This window comes from Enterococcus sp. DIV1537a (assembly GCF_051712085.1).
Classification (GTDB): Bacteria; Bacillota; Bacilli; order Lactobacillales; family Enterococcaceae; genus Enterococcus; species Enterococcus faecalis.
The window spans coordinates 71,952-92,179 of record NZ_JBIOOE010000001.1; the positions used below are offsets into that span (position 1 = coordinate 71,952).

General features: G+C 37.7%; 17 protein-coding genes and 1 pseudogene. 15 read left to right on the top strand and 3 right to left on the bottom strand.

The window, feature by feature from the left end:
• Nucleotides 1–155 precede the first annotated feature (155 nt).
• Complete coding sequence (locus IGJ41_RS00305) at nt 156–1,073, top strand: helix-turn-helix domain-containing protein (RefSeq protein WP_438713628.1); 918 nt, start codon at nt 156–158, stop codon at nt 1,071–1,073.
• Nucleotides 1,074–1,114: 41 nt separating this feature from the next.
• Here the strand turns inward: IGJ41_RS00305 and IGJ41_RS00310 are convergent, their stop codons facing one another.
• A complete protein-coding gene (locus tag IGJ41_RS00310) occupies nt 1,115–1,768 on the bottom strand; it encodes a Crp/Fnr family transcriptional regulator (protein WP_438713630.1) in 654 nt (217 codons plus the stop codon).
• Nucleotides 1,769–2,041: 273 nt separating this feature from the next.
• Between IGJ41_RS00310 and IGJ41_RS00315 the strand changes: the two genes are divergently transcribed.
• The 13 genes from IGJ41_RS00315 to IGJ41_RS00375 all read left to right on the top strand — a co-directional run bounded on the left by IGJ41_RS00315 (nt 2,042) and on the right by IGJ41_RS00375 (nt 10,077).
• Nucleotides 2,042–2,935: an SDR family oxidoreductase gene (locus tag IGJ41_RS00315; RefSeq protein WP_438713632.1), complete on the top strand. Its 894-nt coding sequence runs from the start codon at nt 2,042–2,044 to the stop codon at nt 2,933–2,935.
• Between the two features lie 12 nt (nt 2,936–2,947).
• A complete protein-coding gene (gene amaP / locus IGJ41_RS00320; RefSeq protein ID WP_002381343.1) occupies nt 2,948–3,520 on the top strand; it encodes an alkaline shock response membrane anchor protein AmaP in 573 nt (190 codons plus the stop codon).
• 12 nt (nt 3,521–3,532) lie between these two features.
• A complete protein-coding gene (locus tag IGJ41_RS00325) occupies nt 3,533–3,724 on the top strand; it encodes a DUF2273 domain-containing protein (RefSeq protein WP_002356087.1) in 192 nt (63 codons plus the stop codon).
• 12 nt (nt 3,725–3,736) lie between these two features.
• Nucleotides 3,737–4,249, top strand: coding sequence for an Asp23/Gls24 family envelope stress response protein (locus tag IGJ41_RS00330; protein ID WP_002383483.1), 513 nt, complete (start codon nt 3,737–3,739; stop codon nt 4,247–4,249).
• Between the two features lie 58 nt (nt 4,250–4,307).
• On the top strand, nt 4,308–4,868 hold the full coding sequence (locus IGJ41_RS00335; protein ID WP_002356090.1) for an Asp23/Gls24 family envelope stress response protein: 561 nt from the start codon (nt 4,308–4,310) through the stop codon (nt 4,866–4,868).
• A gap of 23 nt (nt 4,869–4,891) precedes the next feature.
• Nucleotides 4,892–5,134 carry a GlsB/YeaQ/YmgE family stress response membrane protein gene (locus IGJ41_RS00340; RefSeq protein ID WP_002356092.1) on the top strand — a complete coding sequence of 81 codons (243 nt, stop codon included), beginning with the start codon at nt 4,892–4,894 and terminating at the stop codon, nt 5,132–5,134.
• Nucleotides 5,135–5,299: 165 nt separating this feature from the next.
• Entirely contained in the window at nt 5,300–5,815 is a 516-nt protein-coding gene (locus tag IGJ41_RS00345; protein WP_104855935.1) for a hypothetical protein, read from the top strand.
• A 39-nt stretch (nt 5,816–5,854) separates the two neighbouring features.
• Nucleotides 5,855–6,370, top strand: coding sequence for a hypothetical protein (locus IGJ41_RS00350; RefSeq protein ID WP_033594356.1), 516 nt, complete (start codon nt 5,855–5,857; stop codon nt 6,368–6,370).
• Nucleotides 6,370–7,767, top strand: coding sequence for a DUF2974 domain-containing protein (locus tag IGJ41_RS00355; RefSeq protein WP_002408169.1), 1,398 nt, complete (start codon nt 6,370–6,372; stop codon nt 7,765–7,767). Before IGJ41_RS00350 ends, IGJ41_RS00355 begins: the two co-directional genes overlap by 1 nt.
• Nucleotides 7,764–8,069 carry a hypothetical protein gene (locus IGJ41_RS00360; RefSeq protein ID WP_153853730.1) on the top strand — a complete coding sequence of 102 codons (306 nt, stop codon included), beginning with the start codon at nt 7,764–7,766 and terminating at the stop codon, nt 8,067–8,069. Before IGJ41_RS00355 ends, IGJ41_RS00360 begins: the two co-directional genes overlap by 4 nt.
• 9 nt (nt 8,070–8,078) lie before the next feature.
• Complete coding sequence (locus IGJ41_RS00365; RefSeq protein WP_002356100.1) at nt 8,079–8,345, top strand: hypothetical protein; 267 nt, start codon at nt 8,079–8,081, stop codon at nt 8,343–8,345.
• Between the two features lie 296 nt (nt 8,346–8,641).
• Nucleotides 8,642–9,877 carry an MFS transporter gene (locus IGJ41_RS00370; RefSeq protein WP_002356101.1) on the top strand — a complete coding sequence of 412 codons (1,236 nt, stop codon included), beginning with the start codon at nt 8,642–8,644 and terminating at the stop codon, nt 9,875–9,877.
• A 20-nt stretch (nt 9,878–9,897) separates the two neighbouring features.
• On the top strand, nt 9,898–10,077 hold the full coding sequence (locus IGJ41_RS00375) for a hypothetical protein (RefSeq protein ID WP_002381345.1): 180 nt from the start codon (nt 9,898–9,900) through the stop codon (nt 10,075–10,077).
• Nucleotides 10,078–10,232: 155 nt separating this feature from the next.
• Here the strand turns inward: IGJ41_RS00375 and IGJ41_RS00380 are convergent, their stop codons facing one another.
• Together IGJ41_RS00380 and IGJ41_RS00385 are read right to left on the bottom strand one after the other, a co-directional pair.
• The gene (locus IGJ41_RS00380; protein ID WP_438713635.1) at nt 10,233–11,717 is read right to left on the bottom strand and encodes a helix-turn-helix domain-containing protein; all 1,485 of its coding nucleotides are present in this window, start codon (nt 11,715–11,717) and stop codon (nt 10,233–10,235) included.
• Complete coding sequence (locus IGJ41_RS00385; protein ID WP_104855554.1) at nt 11,711–13,198, bottom strand: helix-turn-helix domain-containing protein; 1,488 nt, start codon at nt 13,196–13,198, stop codon at nt 11,711–11,713. Before IGJ41_RS00385 ends, IGJ41_RS00380 begins: the two co-directional genes overlap by 7 nt.
• Before the next feature lie 709 nt (nt 13,199–13,907).
• Here IGJ41_RS00385 and IGJ41_RS00390 point away from each other — a divergent pair.
• Nucleotides 13,908–20,036, top strand: a pseudogene (locus tag IGJ41_RS00390) (SpaA isopeptide-forming pilin-related protein).
• The last annotated feature ends 192 nt before the right edge of the window (nt 20,037–20,228 follow it).

A 20,228-nucleotide genomic window follows, 5' to 3' on the forward strand; every position in this document is an offset into this window, starting at 1 on the left:
CAATTATAATGTGCAAAAAAATAATTCAAACAAATATATTATTCGATTATTTGATAATATTAAAGTTTATAGAAATAATTTTTTAGAAAATATTATATTTTAGTTAATAAAAAAATAATACTTAATATTAACTTATTAATAGAAAGGAGCATATTATGGATGTGTTAGAGGCATTAAAGTATTTTAGAAAAAAGAAAAAAATTGCTCAGAAAGATGTTTTACCAAAAAAAGGGAAACAAACCTATCGAAGAATCGAAATTGGTGAAGCCAAGCTAAGTTACGAGGATTTAATGACAGCATTACAGTCACTAGGGATTACCTTTAATGAATTTTTTCATATGGTCTCTGAAACAAGAAGTACGGCTTCATCTAAAATTATGCATCAAATTGAATGTTGTCAAATGGGAGTGAACAATACAAGTGAAAAAAAGAACCTGATTCATTACTTTTATCAATTAGAGCGCAATCCCCACAAAAACGCAGTAGAGATGTCTATTTATACAGATATTAAGCTAACTTTCAGTAATGATTGGGAGGAAATTCCAGAATTTGATGAAACTGATCGAATGGCAATTCTCGCACTTATCTCTAGCAAAAGCTACTATACATATTACGATTATCAAATGGTGACTAATACAGGGGCGTTATTTTCTGAAAACGAAGACCTTCAGATTCTTGAGCAGATGTTTCCTGTCAAAGATGCTGAATTACGTGATACCCAAACACTAAATGTTGCCTATGGTTTTTACCTAAATATCATTACTGGGGAACTTTATAAGAAAAATTATGCGAAAGCTCGGGAGTATTTAGCGCTAATGAGTGTTACCACGATTCCTGCCGAAATCTACTATATTCATTTTAACTTACGTTATTTAAAAAATCTTACGTATTATCTGTACACTGGCAAAATGAGATATTATAAAGAAGTAATCACCGTTATTGATATGATTGAAAGTTTTGGGGATGCACGTTTGGCGGAAGGCATGAAAAAAGAAATGCTTCAGCTGACGGCTGGTCGGACATTTAATTTAGATTATGGACAATTTCCTGTGAATATTGTCACTGAAAAATAAAAAGCGCCCCCCGCAAGGTCAAACTTGCGGGGGTGCTGATGTTAAACAATAATGTTATCTCTAATCATATCTAAATCTTTAATCAAAATTTTGCGGTTACGTAGTTCAATTGCCCCTAACTCTTTTAGTTGCTGCATCATCCGGTTAACGCTACTAGCAGAAGTTATCCCACAAAAATGCGCAATTTCTTCATTGGTCACCACGAAATCAATTAAAATACCTTCCTCTGTTTCTACGCCAAATGAATCGTACATTTCATAGATTTGTGTACAAACGGCCCCAAATTTGCCATTCATCAACATTTGCTGCATCTTTTTCATGGAATGCATTAAACGGTCCCGATAGTATTCTTTGACATACATTTGCAAGTCTTTACTATTATTGATATCCCGCCAAAATTGAACACGGTCGATTTGGTAAAGTTCTGCTTGTGGAGATTCGATGCGAATATTAAAAGGTGCATCAATAAACTCTGAATATTCATCACGTAGCAATGAAACAATTTCCGAATTGTTGATATAACGTAAATTAAATTCACGACCGTCTTTGGAAATAACGCTAGTTTTGATGATGCCACTTTTTAAAATATAGGCATAACGATCTTGCAGTCCTTCATAAGTTAAATAATTTTTCTTCTTTTTTACAACGACTCGAAAGGAATGTTCATCTAAGTAGTCTTGTAAAACATTTCTCATTGGCGGTAACTCCTCAATTATCTCTAAATATTTTTGTTTTTGCCTGTTGGGCTTCTTTCTTATTTAAGCGAATTGGACATCATATGTCAATAACAAATGTTGATAAAAAAGGTCAATTAAACGCTATTTTGAAAAATAAAATCAGCTTTTAGATAATTTTGCCAAAAATTTCGCTTAATGAGTATTAAAAATATTTTTTTTATTTTATGTGCTCAAATATTTTTCAAAAAGAAAAAATTGTATTAAGGTAATAGTAGAAAGGGAGGAGATTTAATGACAGAACCAAACTTAAAAGACCAAAGAAAGTTATTTTATAGTGATGGATTTCCGCAACAAGATCAAGAAACTCCCGCATTACAGGACAAAATGGTCCCTAAACCAGATTGTGGGGAAGACAGCTATGTCGGAAATCACAAATTAGAAAATCGTCGGGTATTAATTACAGGCGGTGATTCTGGGATTGGACGAGCGGCGGCGATTGCTTTTGCTCGCGAAGGCGCAGATATCGCCTTACATTTTTTCCCAGGTGAAGAAAAAGACGCCGAAGAAGTGGCGCACTATATACGAGAAGCTGGCCGAAAAGTCATTCTTTTGCCAGCAGATTTAAGAGATAAACAGGCACCTGAAAAATTGGTTGCACAAGCTCATGAAGCATTAGGCGGCTTGGATACCCTCGTTTTAAATGCAGCCCAACAAATTTCCTGTGCCGCTATTGAAGAATTGCCAATGGAACAAGTGATAGACACTTTCCATGTCAATATTATTGCGATGTTTGGCATTGTCAAAGCAGCAGTGCCTCACTTGCCTGCCGGAAGTAGCATTGTGACAACTACTTCCGTCCAAGCCTTTAATCCCAGTGAGCATTTGTTGGATTATGCAGCAACGAAGGCATCAATTGCCAACTTTACCGTTGGTTTAGCAAAACAACTGGCACCAAAAGGCATTCGGGTAAATGGCGTGGCTCCAGGACCAATCTGGACACCGTTACAGTTAGATCATGGACAACCAATTGAAGAGTTGCCAGAATTTGGGCAACATTCTTTACTGGAACGTGCGGGTCAGCCTGCTGAATTAGCCCCTGTTTATGTTTTCTTGGCGTCCAATGATGCAAGTTATGTTACGGCTCAAGTTTATGGCGTAACTGGTGGAGAAGCAATTAATCTTTAGGAGGGATGTTCCGTGAATAAAGTTGTTAAAATACTTTTGCTTCTAGGTTCACTGATTTTAATGGCATTATTTGGCGCGGTGGCCATCACCACTTGGTCAGCCGATACAGCTTGGCAACCACCAGATAATGTCCAATGGTTCTTGCAAGACAACGAGTACGCACGTCAAGCAATCTTTTGGGTAGCGCTGGTTTTACTAGGAATTATGCTCTTTCTCTTTTTATTCATTCTTTTATTCCCAAGAAGAAAAGGCACGTTTGAATTAAAAGAAGAGCAAGGAAAGTTAGTGTTACACCGTAAAGCCATCGAAGGATTTGTACGCTCTAGCTTGCAAGACAGTGACTTTCTGGAAGCACCAACCATTCGTGTAAAGGCGACAAAACGGCGCATTAAGGTCAATGTCAAAGGCACACTGAAACGAACGGCAGATTTAATTGGACAAACAGAAGCTTGGTCAAAAACAATGGAAGAACGGCTTGCTCGTTTGGTGGGAACTGGTCACAAGATTACGATTGATGTTCATTTTGAAGATATTCAATCAATGAAACGACCACAACAACAGCAAACACAAGCACGTGTGGAGTAGGAGGGATGTACAATGGTTGAATGGATAAAACAATATGCCGTTCCGTTAATTGGTGGCCTAGTCGGCTTGGTTTTTGCAATCTTGTTTCTGTCAATCGGCTTCTTTAAAACATTGTTAGTAGTACTCCTGACAGGACTAGGTATTTGGCTAGGTTTGTATTTGGAACAGACAGGCATTGTCAAAAATTATTTTCATCATAAATAGGAGGTTTTGGCTATGGAAAATGCAAATGTATCGATTGTTAAAGGTGAGTTGACGTTTGAGGATAAAGTAATCCAAAAAATTATTGGCATTGCTTTGGAAGAAGTCGACGGTTTGTTAACTGTGGACGGTGGTTTTTTCTCGAATTTACGAGATAAAATGATTAATAGTGAAGATGTTACAACAGGCATTCACACCGAGGTCGGCAAAAAACAAGTCGCAGTGGATATGGACATTGTAGCCGAATATGGGAAAGATATCGAGACCATTTATGATCAAATGAAAGAGGTTATTACTCGTGAAGTCCAACAAATGACTCACTTGGAAGTAATCGAAGTCAATGTCAATGTAGTAGATATCAAAACACAAGCAGAGTACCAAGAAGAAAGTGAAACGGTCCAAGATAAACTTGGCAACGCCGCTGAAGCGACAGGTAGTTTTATGTCAAAACAAACCAACAAAGCCAAACATGCGGTAACTAAAGGTAAGACAAAAGTCAAAGAAAATACGGCACCTCGTGTTCAATAATTGGTTATTATTTTATTAAAAATAAAGCAATAATAGAAGAAACTAGGAGGAATGAACCATGAGTAACGAAAAATTCAATAATGTACCAAAACCAGCAGGAAACGGACCACACACACCAGAAGATCATGCAATCAAAGGTGAATTAACATTTGAAGATAAAGTCGTTCAAAAAATTATCGGTTTAGCCTTAGAAAATGTCGATGGTCTATTAACAGTCGATGGCGGCTTTTTCTCAAATATTGCTGAAAAATTAGTAAACACAGATAACGTCACAGCGGGTATTGATACCGAAGTTGGTAAAAAACAAGTCGCTGTTGATATGGATATCGTGGTAGAATACGGCAAAGATATTCAAGACATTTACGAAAAAATGAAAGAATTAATCAGCCGTGAAGTGAAAAAAATGACCCACTTAGATGTGATTGAAGTGAATGTTAACGTAGTTGATATCAAATCAAAAGAAGAATACGAAGAAGATAGCGAAACGGTTCAAGATAAAGTCACAGGCGCTGCCAAAAGTACCGGTGAATTTGCTTCTGAACAAACAGAAAAAGCAAAAAAAGCTGTGAATAAAGGAACAGAACAAGTCAAAGAAAATATGGAACCACGTGTAGAATAAACGGTTAAAGGGAGGAAACAATCATGGGCTTTATTTGGGCATTAATTGTCGGTGGTGTCATTGGGGCAATCGCTGGAGCAATTACTAAAAAAGGATCATCGATGGGCATTATTGCCAATATCATTGCAGGGTTAGTTGGTTCAACAATTGGTCAAGCCATTTTAGGCACATGGGGACCAAGCTTAGCTGGGATGGCTATTGTGCCATCGATTATCGGGGCAGTGATTTTAGTTGCCATCGTTTCATGGATTTTAGGACGAAAATAGAGAAGATTTTTCAGAAGAGTTTGGGCGATTGTCCAAACTCTTTTTTTTATATTCTTTAATATCATTCAGTTTATTAAAATTGGATTAAATATAACTTTCCTTTGATAGGTGGTTTTGTTAAAATTTAATTAAAAAGTCGTTGCGTGGCAAAAAGGAGGTGAATCAGTGAAACATAGGAAGCAATGGTTAATCGGATTACTCATTATCTTAATCATCGGAATTGGAGGGAAATGGTACATGGACGAACAAGAAAAAGCGAAACTACACGAAATCCAAACAGATTTAGCAAACTATTTGTATAATAACTACCGGCTTTACACAGTAGATGAAGCAAAGGATGAACAGCTAAATAAGGAATACAACAGAGGGGAAGGTAGTTTAACTACGGAAGAATTTCTAAAAAAATCAGATGAATTAAAAGAATACAGCGATATTAAAAAAGTAGAATTTACCAGTTTTGCAGTAGGGCCAATGAAAGGTTTAGAGGTCGAATTTATTATTAACGATGTGTATGAAGATAATACAACATTAAGTACTATCTCAGCAGAAACAGGAAAATTTCGCTATAGTTTGGATCCAGGAAATACGAGAAATAATTATGTTTTAGAAGAAAAAGAACAGCCAACTTCTGTAACAATGCCCAAGAATAAAATTGTGTATTATGAAGGAGGGATAAAGTAATGGATAACTATCGTACATAAAGAACAAGGAGGTGAATCAGTGAAACATAGGAAGCAATGGTTAATCGGATTACTCATTATTTTAATCATAGGAATTGGAGGGAAATGGTACATGGACGAACAAGAAAAAGCAAAACTACACGAAATCCAAACAGACTTAGCGAACTATTTGTATAATAACTATCGGATTTATACGAGAAATCAAAAAAAAGTCGAAGAGATTTATCAAGAGTTTAATAAGGGAAAAGGAAGTATTTCAGAAGAGGAGTATTTTAATAAATTAAGTGCGTTAAGAGAATACTCCGACATTACCAAAATAGAATTTACAAGTTTTTCAATAGGACCAATGAAAGGTTTAGAGGTCGAATTTATTATTAACGATGTGTATGAAGATAATACAACATTAAGTACTATCTCAGCAGAAACAGGAAAATTTCGCTATAGTTTGGATCCAGGAAATACGAGAAATAATTATGTTTTAGAAGAAAAAGAACAGCCAACTTCTGTAACAATGTCCAAGAATAAAATTATGTATTATGAAGGAGGGATAAAGTAATGGATAACTATCGGAAATTTTCTGAAACAGTATATGGAGTGCAGAAAGAAACAACAAATTCAGGAGATGTTATTAAATACAAAGGGGCGAAGTACCTTGTAATCAATACCATCGATACTGATAAAGATACCCTCGGATACGAACATGAACCAAGAAGTAACAGCATGCAAGCCATGACAGTAGCAGAACTCAAAGATGAATACAAGGGTAAAGAAGAGGTTGATTTAAAAAATGTACCAGGCTATCCCCAATCCGTAATCAACCAAAATCTAACCATTGTCTACGCTGGTACCAAATCATGGCAAGATTGGAAAACCAATTTTCGAGAAATTGGTTTTAATGACAAACACCAAGCTGGAGCGTTCCAATCTGCTTTAACATATGCCAGTCAGATTGAGCGCCAATATTCTCCTGGAGCTGGCTATACAATTAACACGACAGGCCATTCTCTTGGTGGTGCCGAAGCAATTTACGTTGCGGTTTTGAAAGGCTACAATGCCATCACGTATGGTGCGGCTGGTTCAGGATTGACAGACGAACAAATTAAAAACTACAAAGGTCAAATTATTAATTTCTATGATACTTCAGATGCGGTCACCAGCAGTTTTGTAACAGGTGGACAAGGGAAAATTCCTTTTTATAGTTTTGGAGTTGATAATTATAGTGGCGTAATTGTCGGCTGGGTTAAAAAGACGTTCGGCCATGATTTGGATATGTTTAAAACTGATGATGACGGAAATTATATTGATAAATGGGGCGACATTGCTGTCTATTCAGATGGGCATGGTGGCGTCGCAATCGAGCAAACCATCCTGGCGCAGCAGATTTTAGAAAATAAAAATAGAATCCGTGGGCTGGAGACTTACGACGGCACGAATCCTGAGACATTGGCAGAAATCAACCGTTTAAAAAAAGAAAACAAATGGCTTCAAGAACAACTGAAACAATTTAATCAGTTGAATGAATTACGTGTTTCTTTAACGGCGAGCGGTGGCGGATTATCTAGTAATGAACGGATTTATTTAGAAGATAGTCAAGCCTTAGCGGTTGTTAAAGTCGCCGCATCACAATTTGATGTAGCGATGGAAGAGTGCCTACATATTTACAAAAAAGTGATGCAAGAATTACAAGAAGATTGGGAAAACGGATTGCAACTCATTCAACGACATACACCAGAACTTTCGTATGCAGAAATGAGAGAGGCGATGGATCAAGTCCAATGTACGAAACAAACGATGGTTGACCAAGATCTGGAATATTTCCAGAAAAAATTCAGCAAAATCAATCGTATTAGAACTTCATTTGTTCAATTAACCCAACAAATTACCGCTAAAATAAATGAATTGGTTCAGAGAGATCAAGAATTAGCGAACCAACTGAAAGGAGCCTTAACATGACGACAGCCGATGAGCTAGAAAGATGCCGCAGACAATTGCGGGAGTTAGATGAGCAAGAAATGCTCTTAGCTTCTTATCAGAGAAAAAGCCACCAACTCGCTGAAGAAACCTATTATAACATTCAGTCTGCTATTCGAATGATTGCCGAAAATCAGCAACCACTACAACAAGCGAGACAAGCGCTTGGCCGATTAGAATATGACTTTTCAGAAGAAGTAAGTCATGCTAAGAGAAAACTTTACCGTCAGAGGGAAGAGTTAGAAATAAAGTATAGAAAATTAAATGCACAGCGGGAAAGTTAACGAAGGAGGATGTTCATGGAGTTATTGGAGAAATTATGGAAAGAATACCAAAAGAATCTGCAAAAAGTAACAGCGCAGTCTCTCGGTTTATCGCTGTTACAACAACAGAGTAAAAAAGTACAGAAAAGCAAGCGAAGGGAAAAAAATGCTTTAGGACAAGCCAAACGCTCAATAGAAAATGCAAATACTGGCTTAGAAAAGTCGGTCCAAGGACAATTTGGTAAAAAAGTAACCGATGTCTTAGACATACAGAGTCAAACTATAGACAGTTTGTAATAGATGTGAACTTATTTTTAATTAAAAGAAAGAGTCCTCAACCATTCGATATTTTGAGAATAGTTGAGGACTCTTTCTTCAACAAAAATCAACAACATTTGTTGAAGTTATTTGTAGATAACGTTTATCATTCACAAATTTACATTTTTTTGTAACGGATATCTCGTATAGTAATAACTGCAAATGAATTTCAGAAAATTTTTTGATAAGTCATCAAAGTGAGGGGATAGTGGTCTTTTATTGAAAAATAGCAACACAAAATAAACAGAACAAAAGAGAGAGGAATCCAAAGAATTATGACAGAACAAACACCAACAAAGCTTTTGAATAAAGGCTTTATCAGTATTACAGTGATTAATTTCATTGTCTATCTTGTTTATTATTTATTAATGGTTATTATTGCGGTGATTGCGCAAGATAGCTTACACGCTACTTTAGGTCAAGCGGGTTTGGCCTCAGGAATTTACATCATCGGGACATTGCTTGCACGACTTTTCATGGGGAAACTCCTTGAACTGATTGGGCGCAAACAAGTCTTACGTTATGGGGCTTTGTTTTATCTTTTAACGACTGTTGCGTATATGTATATGCCAAGTATGGGCATTCTTTATCTGGTCCGTTTTTTAAATGGGTTTGGTTACGGAACCGTTTCGACAGCGACCAACGCAATTGTTACCGCCTATATCCCTAAAAACAAAAAAGGGGAAGGGATCAATTATTATGGTTTGAGTACTAGTTTGGCAGCCGGCATTGGGCCATTTATTGGGATGTTATTGTTAAATGTTTCCAACTTCCATGTCATTATTAACTTTTCAATTATTTTAATTTTGTTAACAACCATTGCTTGCTTCATTTTCCCAGTGAAAAATATTGAGTTAACACCTGAACATCGTGAAGCTTTATCTAAATGGAATTTTGATAGTTTTGTTGAAAAGAAAGTTTTATTTATTACATTTATCGCCTTTTTAATGGGGCTTGCTTATTCAAGTGTCTTATCTTTCTTATCTTCTTATGTCAAAGTAATCGATTTAGTTGACGTCAGCACCTTCTTCTTTATCGTCTATGCGGTCGTGATTACCTTAACACGTCCATCGACAGGTCGGATTTTCGATGTCAAAGGGGAACGCTACGTCATGTATCCGAGCTACATTTTCTTAACACTAGGCTTGTTCTTATTAAGTATGACTACGTCTGGTTGGATGTTATTAGTCTCAGGTGGGTTAATTGGCTTAGGTTATGGTACCTTCATGTCAAATGGCCAAGCGGTTTGTCTTCAAGAAAGCCCAAGTCCTCACCGTATCGGGATTGCTTTATCGACTTATTTCATCGGTTTAGACCTTGGATTAGGGGTTGGTCCGTACGTTTTAGGTGAATTACGTAACTTTATGTCATTCCAACAAATGTACTTCTTAGCAGGCTGTATCCCAATCGTTTGTACCATTTTATATATGGTCTTCCACAAAGCTAAAAATGATGCCAAAGATTTGTCTCTTGAAACGATTGAAGAGATTGAACACGGCTCAGAACTATAAATGGACAAGGAGTGATTTCAATGCCTAACGATGAACGGATTTTAAATGTTTTACAACAAACACTAACGGAAATTCAACGCATGAACACGCGTTTAGCTAAAATTGAAACAGAGTTAGCCGATGTCGATCAACATCACGCGACTTTGGATCATTACTTGCAAGAGCTAGAATTGGTGACAGAAAATAACAACGTCATGTAAAGTGAGTAGTTAGTAAATGAATGTTCTACGTTTCGGTATCACTAGAGTGGAACATTGAAAATTTTCGTAAAAAACGCCAAAAGGTAGCAGTTTTTCTGCTACCTTTTGGCGTTTTTTGTAATTTTTATCACTTAAAATGTTTCACGTGAAAACTTTTAAAAGTGGCGTGGACTTTGTTTGGTGACAATTTGTGTATTTAAGTTTTCTAAGCTCTGCGCTAGTTCACCAATGCTAGCGGAAAAGTCAACATAATAAGTAGGAATCGTTGATTTGACACTAATTTCTGAAAAGATATTTGTAATAATTACATCGAAAGGCTTTTCTGGTGAAGCGACAAAAATTAATTTTTTATCCACGGCTTTACTTAGCTTTTCATAAAGGGTATCTAAAATTAAGTTACTTTGGTTGGTCCGTACTAAGACACGAATCGGTGGTAAAGATTTCGTTTTCAGTGTACAGAAAAGAATGAACAAGCAGTCAACTAACAATTTTTCATTGCCCATCAATGTTGGAAGCATTTCAAGTGTAAGTCGCTTCACATCTTTGTAGAGACTCGGATTTTTTTGAAGTGCTTCTTTTAAAAAGCTTTCTTGCACAAATGGATTGGCAATCGTAACAAAGGTCTTAAAAAAGACACTTAAATTTTGGATAGAAGTATATAGATAAAGATACTCGTGAAATGTCAATTTAATTTGATAAAAAGACGTCAGTTGATAAATAATCTCTTTAATGGGCGAGCCTAACAGCTGGACCATATGCATCCGAGCTGCTGGAATTTCCAAGACCTCTTGTGTGGCGTAGCTGACACTAATCGTTAATAAGAAAAAGGCAAAAAGTCCTTCTTTTTGTATAAATTTTGTTGGAACTTGGTGTAAGGCTTCTTCTTTAAAAAACAATTCAAATTCACTCAGATTAACAAAGGGATTAACAATCGCTTCTTCCTCCAAGAAAGTTTCTTTGATAAAAAAGCCCTCTTTCCAACGCGCTAAAATCACAGCAGAAAAAATCAAGTCTTTTGTAAAATCTTGTGTTGTATTGAAGGAAACAGAATGTTTTAAACGTCGAAAGAGACTATGGACCTCTTTTTTAGTGATCGTGTGCAACGGCCAATCCCCTTCAGAGTAATTGTTCCAAAAAAGCATCATAAAGAAAATTCGGATATCTTTTTCTTTGCCCACCAACACATTGGTACGTTTTAAATTGATTTCAATCTGATATTTTTGGAGCCATTGGTTTAATTGTCCAATTTTTCGCGTAAAGGTTGATGAAGAAATTTCTAGGACTTTTTCAAAATGTTTGCTATCAATTGCATTATGGTTAAAGGCATAGGTCAGTACTTGATACGCGAAACTTTTTTTGACAAAGTAGGGCATCAAGAACGATAGTTGGAAATAGGGTGCAAACCAAAATGTGATTTCTTTGGCGTTTGCCGACAAAGAAAATAAGTTTTCCCAATCGTTCTTTTCAATTTCTGCTTGGAGCAAAGCTACAGATTGTAGAATGGTATTTTGTTGCATTTTTAATTGAGTCGCTAAAGTAGAAATCGCCAATGTTTGTTCTTCTGCTTCACGACGTTCGAGTAACTCTTCTAAAAGAGCAAAACTTTTACGATAAGGTACATCAAGTAACCCTGTTAACATCCGATTCCCTCCAAACTGTTTTCCCCACGCAATTTGGCAAAATAAATTTTGCGAACTACTTGTTTTAGGTTATAGTATTCGTCTAAATAAGGAACGGGATGCCAATAAAAAGTTTTACTGGCGTGAAAAAGCGGATTATTTTTGTCAGTAATGACTAAGTCAGGCACTTCTTGAATATGATTGACGAATTTCAAAGGAACATCACAATAATTATTGATTTCCTTTGCTAACCAGTTTTCTTGTATCTGATTAATAGATGAATGAAGCAAAATTTTAACAGGAATTTGTTTGTTTAATAAAACACTCCGAATAATTAAAAAAATGGTTTCTTTAAATAATGCATCTAGTGGGTGCTTTTTGTCAAAAGGCAAACGTTTTAAGAAATAGTTGGTTGTTCGTGAAACGTTTGGGTATTGTTTTTCATACAAAGAGACATTAGCAACCTCATAGCTCAATTCCTCTTCCACAGGGAAATGAATCAGTCGTTCACTGGCATTGGATAAATTAACCAACAAAAAGACCACTTCTATTGCGCTTAAATCCAACTGTAATTGCGTACATTTTTCAAAAATCCAGGTGACATGGGGACTTTCATCCATGCCCATAATCGCTAAGTTGGCAAAGTTGACCGTTTCTATTTGTTCAAGTGAATACATCGTTAATGTACTGAAAAAATCATAGTAGAAACGAATTTCAGCCCGCCATGTGTCGGGTTCTTTTTGTTCATTAATAAAACAATCATTCACTAATAATTGAAATTCTGAATAAGGAAAGGCTAAATTGATAGTAGCAATTTCAGGATAATCGCTGATTGTAAAATCAGATTGGTAACGGAGTAAACCTATGGACATAATTAATTTTAATTTGCGTAAATCGGTATATGTAAAGTAAGGATAACGGTTTTTGATGATTTCAATAAAATTCTGCAATTGCGCTTGATTGGTTTTAGATAAAAAAGGAACGAGAGAAGTTCCTGAAATGAAAAATAAGGAGTAAAAGAAACTACGAAAATCTTTCTCTTTGCCACAAATTTTTTCTCGCCTTTTTAAATTTAAATAACAATTAAATCTAGCTAGATAATTGTTTAAACGGTCACTGACTTGTTTGAAAATAGAAAAGTTAATGAAATGCTCTTCACAAAAATCTTTGGCTGAAGTATAGCGTTTTAAAAGTAAATCTAAGGCTAACATATAAGTTAATGACCCGCGAACTACGGCTTCTTTCATTAACTCAATCGGGATATTTTCATCGGCGACTAATTCTATGGACTGTTGATTATTAATAATGCGAATATGTACATTTTCATGTGTATTGACTCGAGAAATTAATAAAGTTAATTGATTCAATAAATTGTTGATATTGTAATGGGAAAATTCATATTTTCGCCGGAGTACTTGCATGGGGACTTTTTCTTTACTGTCATACAAGTATTCAATTAGGGAAAGTAACTGAATTTCCTGTTTGGTTAATAAGTTATGCATAATAACCACCTTTCTAATTGGTTACGCTTGTTTGATTTTTCAGATAATACAGATAAAACATTCTTTTCTAAGCGACATTGACAATTGCCAGTGAAAGAACTAGTTGTTCTTATGCTACTGTATCTATTCTTAAAAATCAAGAAGAACTAAATGTGTTAAATAGAAGAAAATGCGGATAAAAAATGATAGAGCAAAAAATTATTAAGAAAAACAAATGGTTTATATAAAACATTTAAATAACAAAAATGACAATTTGAGTCTGTTGATTTTTTAGCTTAAATAGCTTATACAAATAGGCTTTTTTGTCTGGTTAGTTCTTATGAAAAAAATTTTAAAAAACGGTATAGTGGAAGAAGGAATAGTAAAAATAAGAAAGGATAAGGACGTGTTTTCATAAAGATGAAAAGGGTTTCTGGGATTTCATCAACTTTTTCTATTTGGAGGAGAAGTTGTTGATAATTTTTGCTGAAAAATCCCGTTATACTCTTCTTATTCTTATAGAAGGGTCTATAGGAATAAGCAGAAAATGAATCCGCATTCGAAGCAAGAGTGCGTTTTGAGGAGATAAAAAGAAAAGGTGTGTTGGCTGTCTGTTTTAGCAAGGAAGAAAGACAACAGAAGAGCACTCACTTATTTGGTTTAAAATAAAAAATTGGTACGAAGTGAACGTTCTCTTCTATGTGTCGTTAGTAGAGGAAGGATGAAAGAAATGAGAAAGAATGGTCCAATGGTAAACCGTTGGCTCTACGGGTTGATGTGTTTGTTACTTGTTCTAAATTATGGCACACCACTCATGGCTTTGGCGGAAGATGTTAACAGCGATGGCCAGTTAACGTTAGGAGAAGTGAAGCAAACCAGCCAGCAAGAAATGACCTTAGCGCTTCAAGGAAAAGCACAACCAGCAACACAAGAGGTTGTAGTGCATTATAGTGCCAATGTGTCACTCAAAGCTGCACATTGGGCAGCACCCAATAATACGCGCAAGATTCAAGTGGATGACCAGAAGAAACAGATTCAAATTGAATTGAATCAGCAAGCGTTAGCAGATACGTTAGTCTTAACGTTGAACCCTACAGCTACAGAAGATGTGACGTTTTCTTATGGACAACAACAACGAGCGTTGACGTTAAATACCGGTACTGATCCGACAGAATCAACGGCAATCACGAGTTCGCCAGCCGCATCAGCGAATGAAGGTTCAACAGAAGAAGCATCTACAAACTCCTCTGTTCCTCGTTCGTCCGAAGAAACTGTCGCCAGCACGACAAAAGCGATAGAAAGTAAAACAACTGAATCGACGACTGTCAAACCGCGCGTAGCAGGACCAACAGATATCAGTGACTATTTTACAGGTGATGAAACAACGATTATCGATAATTTTGAAGACCCGATTTATTTAAACCCTGATGGGACACCGGCAACCCCACCGTACAAAGAAGATGTGACCATTCATTGGAACTTTAACTGGTCAATTCCCGAAGATGTGCGGGACCAAATGAAAGCGGGCGATTACTTCGAGTTTCAATTACCTGGAAATTTGAAACCTAATAAACCAGGTTCTGGTGATTTAGTTGATGCGGAAGGCAATGTTTATGGAACGTATACGATTAATGAAGATGGCACTGTGCGTTTTACCTTTAATGAGCGAGTGACTTCTGAAAGTGAGATTCATGGCGACTTTGCTTTAGACACGCATCTGGATGATTCAGATGGTCGTGGCCCTGGTGATTGGGTGATTGATTTTCCTACCAATGACCATCAACCGCCTGTTGTCATTCCTGTGAGACCCAATACGGAAGATCAGATTGATAAACAAGGCCATTTTGATCGCACACCCAATCCTAGTAGTATTACTTGGACGGTGGATATCAATCAAGCAATGAAAGATCAAACAAATCCAACGGTGACAGAAACGTGGCCAGCGGGAAATACTTTTAAGTCTGTGAAAGTCTATGAATTAGTCATGAACCTTGATGGCACGGTTGAAAAAGTTGGTCGTGAACTTAGCCCAGATGAGTATACCGTCGATAAAAATGGCAATGTGACCATTAAAGGAGACACTAACAAAGCGTACCGTCTTGAGTATCAAACCACGATTGACGAGGCGGTTATTCCAGATGGCGGCGGCGATGTGCCTTTTAAAAACCACGCAACGTTGACAAGTGATAATAATCCAAGTGGGTTAGATGCTGAAGCAACTGTTACGGCAACTTATGGCAAAATGCTAGACAAGCGCAATGTAGATTACGATGAAGCCAACTAAGAATTTTCTTGGGAAATTAACTACAATTATGGCGAACAAAACATTCCAAAAGACCAAGCAGTCATTACAGACACAATGGGCGATAATTTAACCTTTGAGCCAGACTCTTTACATTTATATTCAGTGACGTTTGATGATAAAGGAAATGAAGTCGTTGGGGCAGAACTTGTGGAAGGAAAAGATTACAAAGTGGTTGTCAGCGGAGATGGCTCCTTTGAAATTGACTTTTTGCATGATGTGACTGGCGCAGTCAAGATTGATTATAAAACTAAAGTTGCTGGAATTGTTGAGGGCGATGTCGCCGTGAATAATCGTGTGGATGTCGGCACTGGCCAGCATTCAGAAGGCGATGGCACGGCTAGTCAACAAAATATTATTAAAGGTATTGGCAAGCCAGACTATAATAACTCAACGATTGGGTGGACATTGGATGTCAATAACAACGGGTATCAAATGATTAATGAAGTCATTAAGGATGAATTTAGTCCGGTACCAGGCTTAACATTAATTGCGAGTACCTTAGTAATTACGGATCAAACGACAGGGGCAACCTTAGTGTTAGGTCGGGACTTTGATTTACATGTTGAACAAAATGCTGCAGGCGCTGAAACGGGCTTTACACTTACGTTTAAAGGGCAATATGCAGATACATCAGATAAATTTCATATCGAATACTTAACGAACTTTGATGTCACACAACTTGATTCAGATGGCAATGAAGGAGGACCAAATCAATTTACCAATAGTGCCTCCATTGATTGGACAGATGCAAATGGTGATTCGCATCATTCTGATGATACCAAGCCATTTAAACCATTACCGCCCTACGCGCTAAATGCCCAAAAAAGTGGTGTTTATAATGCAGTAACGAAAGAAATTACTTGGACCATTGCTGTGAACTTAAGTAATAACCCGCTGATTAATGCGACTTTAACGGATCCAATTTTAGAGAATCAACAGTACGTTGGTGGTAGTTTGAACGTTTACGAAGGAGAAACCTTAGCAGACGGAACTGTTGCGAAAGTCAATCCGAATCAACCAGTGAACGACCAAATGACTCATGTGATTGAACCAAGTGAGAGCAATCAGAATACAGTGGACGTTGCTTTTCCAAATCGAGCAACACCAAGAGATACCAAAACCTATATAGTTGAATTCAAAACGTCCATTGATGACATGGTGATTGAAGAGGCTCAAAAGTATGACAACATCGCTTCGTACACCAATAATGGCCAAAGTCGTGATGTGACTGGTAAAGTTTCCATTAACCATGGCGGTGAAACGGTCGCTAAAACTGGGGAAGTTGATCCTGCTGATCCTAACTATGTCGATTGGCATGTAACAATCAATGGTTCACAATCCGTTTTAGATGATGTAGTAGTGACCGATACGCCTTCGCCAAACCAAGTCGTTGACCAGGCATCAATTGTGATTTACGGAACGAAAGTTAGCGAAGATGGCACCATTACGCCAGATAAATCAGTGATTTTAGAAGAAGGAAAAGATTACACCTTAGACGTTACAACAGATAATGAAACAGGACAACAACAAATCGTTGTGAAAATGGCTCACATTGAAGTACCGTATTATTTAGAATATCGCAGTTTAGTCACCTCTTCGGCTGCAGGGAGCACGGATACTGTGTCCAACCAAGTGGATATTACAGGGAACGGTTCAAAAATTATTCATGGAGATGATAACGGGGATGTGGTCGTTGACATTGATCACAGCGGCGGTCACGCTAGCGGAACCAAAGGTAAAATTCAGTTGAAAAAAACAGCGATGGATGGCACAACCATTTTAGCTGGTGCCCATTTCCAACTTTGGAACAAAGAACGGACGCAAGTTCTTCGTGAAGGCACGGTGGATGCCACAGGTGTGATTACATTTGGCGGCCTCCCACAAGGGGAATACATTTTGGTGGAAACGAAAGCGCCCGAAGGTTATACAGTTTCGGACGAACTAGCTAAAGGCCAAACCATCACCATCAATGAAGAAACCTCAGCCGAAGGAGCACAACCAACCATCATCAAAAATGATGTCAGTAAAGTAATTTTAGAAAAAACAGATGAGAAGGGCAAAAAATTAGTCAATGCACGCTTTAAATTAGAGCATGCCGTAACCACGCCGTTTACTCATTGGGAAGAAGTTCCCCTTGCGCCGGATCGAACCAACGCAAATGGCCAGTTAGAGGTGGATAGTTTAAAACCAGGGCTTTATCAGTTCACAGAAATCGAAGCACCGACAGGCTATCTTTTAGACACGACACCCAAACGATTCATTGTGACACAAAATTCGAGTGGACAAATTCATGATGTTCATGTCAAAATGCTGAATTACCAAGGGTCTGCTGAGCTAATTAAAAAAGATCAAGCAGGTAATCCATTGGCAGGGGCTGAATTTTCGGTCCTTGATGACACAGGAAAAGTGGTTCGAAAACACTTAGTTTCGGATGCAGACGGAAAAGTCACAGTAACGGATTTAGCCCCAGGCAAATATCAATTTGTGGAAACTAAAGCGCCAGCAGGGTACCTTTTGAACACTGAACCAAGTGCTTTCACGATTGCAGCAAGCGATCGGGGCAAACCAGCAACAGTTATAGCAACGGCTAACTTTGTTAACTATCAAGGTGCAGCTAAATTAATCAAAAAAGATGTGAAGGGACACTTGTTGAGTGGTGCGACATTTAAAGTGCTCGACGCGAAGGGAGAAACGATTCAGGCAGGCTTGACGACAAATAATCAAGGGGAAATTGTTGCAGAGCACTTAGCCCCAGGTAAATATCGCTTTGTAGAGACCAAAGCGCCAACAGGCTATTTGTTAAATACCACGCCAGTCCCATTTGAAATTGCTGAGAAAAATGCTGGTAAACCAGCGGTCGTGGTTGCTAGTGACAACTTTGTGAATTACAAAGGGGCTTTCCAAATCGTGAAAACGAATAGCGCAAACCAACCATTAGCAGGTGCTGTTTTTGAACTATATGATCACAATAAACAATCATTAGGGATTACAGCAACGAGTGGCAAAGATGGCAAAATTATCTTTAGAGACTTGGCGCCAGGTACCTATTATTATAAAGAAATCAAAGCACCAAAATTACCAGATGGCGCAGATTATATTATTTATCCTGAATTAGTAAAAGTAGAAATTCGTGGTGATTTCAAAGGTGATCCGGAGATCTTCCAATTAGGAGCCTTCGCCAATTTCAAAGGACGCGCCGTCTTTAAGAAAATTGATGCCAATGCGAATCCACTTCCAGGAACAATTTTTAAATTGTATCGAATCGAAAACGGGGGAAAAATCTTTGAAAGAGAAGTAACTGCTGAAAAAGATGGTTCATTGGCTATGGACGATTTAGGCGCTGGTAGCTATGAATTAGATGAACTGGATGCAACGGATGGCTATATCGTCAATAAACAACCCATTTATTTTGTAGTGAAAAAGAATTCAAATGATAAACAACCACTAGATGAGTTAGAGTTTGTAAATTATCAAGCGGAAGTAACGGGACGTAAAGTCAACGAGCAAGATCAAACCTTAGCGGGTGCAGTTTTTGCAATTTACAACGCCGATAATCAGAATCAGCCACAAGGTTCACCAATAACATTCTTGAATCGTGCAGGAGAGAAAGTTTCTGAAATAACAACGGACAAGACTGGCGAAATTTACGCTAAAGGGCTAAATGAAGGGCATTACGTTTTAGTGGAAACGAAAGCACCAACAGGCTATCTGTTAGACACAACGCCACATCCATTTGATGTAACCGCCCAATTAGGAAAAGAGCAGCCAATTGCTTTAGGCGATCTTATCAATTATCAAGGAACTGCTCAATTAACCAAAGAAAACGAAACAGGTGAAGCATTGGCAGGTGCGGTGTTTAAGGTCATTGATGAAACAGGGCAAACCGTAGCTGGACAAACCAATCTGATGTCTGACAAGCAAGGCAAAGTCATTGCGAAAAACTTAGCACCGGGAACGTATCGTTTTGTGGAGACACAAGCGCCAACTGGCTATCTTCTTAATGAAACGCCAAGCGCAAGCTTTACGATTGTGAAAGACAACCAAGGCAAACCAGCCACTGTGGTACTTAAAGCACCTTTTATTAATTACCAAGGTGCTGCCAAGCTGGTGAAAATTGACCAGCAAAAGAATGCCTTAGCAGGTGCTGAATTTAAAGTGACAGATGTAGAGACAGGGCAAACTGTCGCTCGTTCATTACGTTCTGACAACCAAGGGTTAGTTCAAGTGAACCACTTACAACCAGGAAAATATACCTTTGTGGAAACAAAAGCACCGGATGGTTACCAACTGTCTAAGCAAGCAGTCGCATTCACTATTGCGGCAACAGCGAAAGACAAACCTGAACTCGTGGATGCGGGCACGTTTGTTAACGAGAAACAACCTGTATCCAAAAAAACAAAACCAAATCAGCCAACAACGAAACATGCAGCTAGAGAGACAGGTTGGCTTGGTTTACCGAAAACCAACACACAAGTCAATTACTTCTTTGTCTTTATCGGCCTCCTGTTGGTCGGTTTGGCAAGTTGGCTCTTCTATAAAAAGAGCAAGAAATAAGCAAAAGCTATAAAAAAACAGGCCATCCGTCCTTTCGACGGATGGCCTGTTTTTTCATCTTAAGCTAATCAACTGAACAAAAGTAGCTCCTTCTTATTGACATTCTCAGGTATCCCTTCATCTCAGTTTAGCCTTTGAACAGAACTTACTGGATTCTTGGAGATAACCGCTTGTGCCTCAGCCGTTGTTTTT

Bases quoted from the DNA above. Each gene is read 5' to 3' on its own strand.
- IGJ41_RS00305 (WP_438713628.1), top strand. From the start codon at position 156: ATGGATGTGTTAGAGGCATTAAAGTATTTTAGAAAAAAGAAAAAAATT.
- IGJ41_RS00310 (WP_438713630.1), bottom strand. From the start codon at position 1,768: ATGAGAAATGTTTTACAAGACTACTTAGATGAACATTCCTTTCGAGTC.
- IGJ41_RS00315 (WP_438713632.1), top strand. From the start codon at position 2,042: ATGACAGAACCAAACTTAAAAGACCAAAGAAAGTTATTTTATAGTGAT.
- IGJ41_RS00325 (WP_002356087.1), top strand. From the start codon at position 3,533: ATGGTTGAATGGATAAAACAATATGCCGTTCCGTTAATTGGTGGCCTA.
- IGJ41_RS00330 (WP_002383483.1), top strand. From the start codon at position 3,737: ATGGAAAATGCAAATGTATCGATTGTTAAAGGTGAGTTGACGTTTGAG.
- IGJ41_RS00335 (WP_002356090.1), top strand. From the start codon at position 4,308: ATGAGTAACGAAAAATTCAATAATGTACCAAAACCAGCAGGAAACGGA.
- IGJ41_RS00340 (WP_002356092.1), top strand. From the start codon at position 4,892: ATGGGCTTTATTTGGGCATTAATTGTCGGTGGTGTCATTGGGGCAATC.
- IGJ41_RS00355 (WP_002408169.1), top strand. From the start codon at position 6,370: ATGGATAACTATCGGAAATTTTCTGAAACAGTATATGGAGTGCAGAAA.
- IGJ41_RS00360 (WP_153853730.1), top strand. From the start codon at position 7,764: ATGACGACAGCCGATGAGCTAGAAAGATGCCGCAGACAATTGCGGGAG.
- IGJ41_RS00365 (WP_002356100.1), top strand. From the start codon at position 8,079: ATGTTCATGGAGTTATTGGAGAAATTATGGAAAGAATACCAAAAGAAT.
- IGJ41_RS00370 (WP_002356101.1), top strand. From the start codon at position 8,642: ATGACAGAACAAACACCAACAAAGCTTTTGAATAAAGGCTTTATCAGT.
- IGJ41_RS00375 (WP_002381345.1), top strand. From the start codon at position 9,898: ATGCCTAACGATGAACGGATTTTAAATGTTTTACAACAAACACTAACG.
- IGJ41_RS00380 (WP_438713635.1), bottom strand. From the start codon at position 11,717: ATGTTAACAGGGTTACTTGATGTACCTTATCGTAAAAGTTTTGCTCTT.
- IGJ41_RS00385 (WP_104855554.1), bottom strand. From the start codon at position 13,198: ATGCATAACTTATTAACCAAACAGGAAATTCAGTTACTTTCCCTAATT.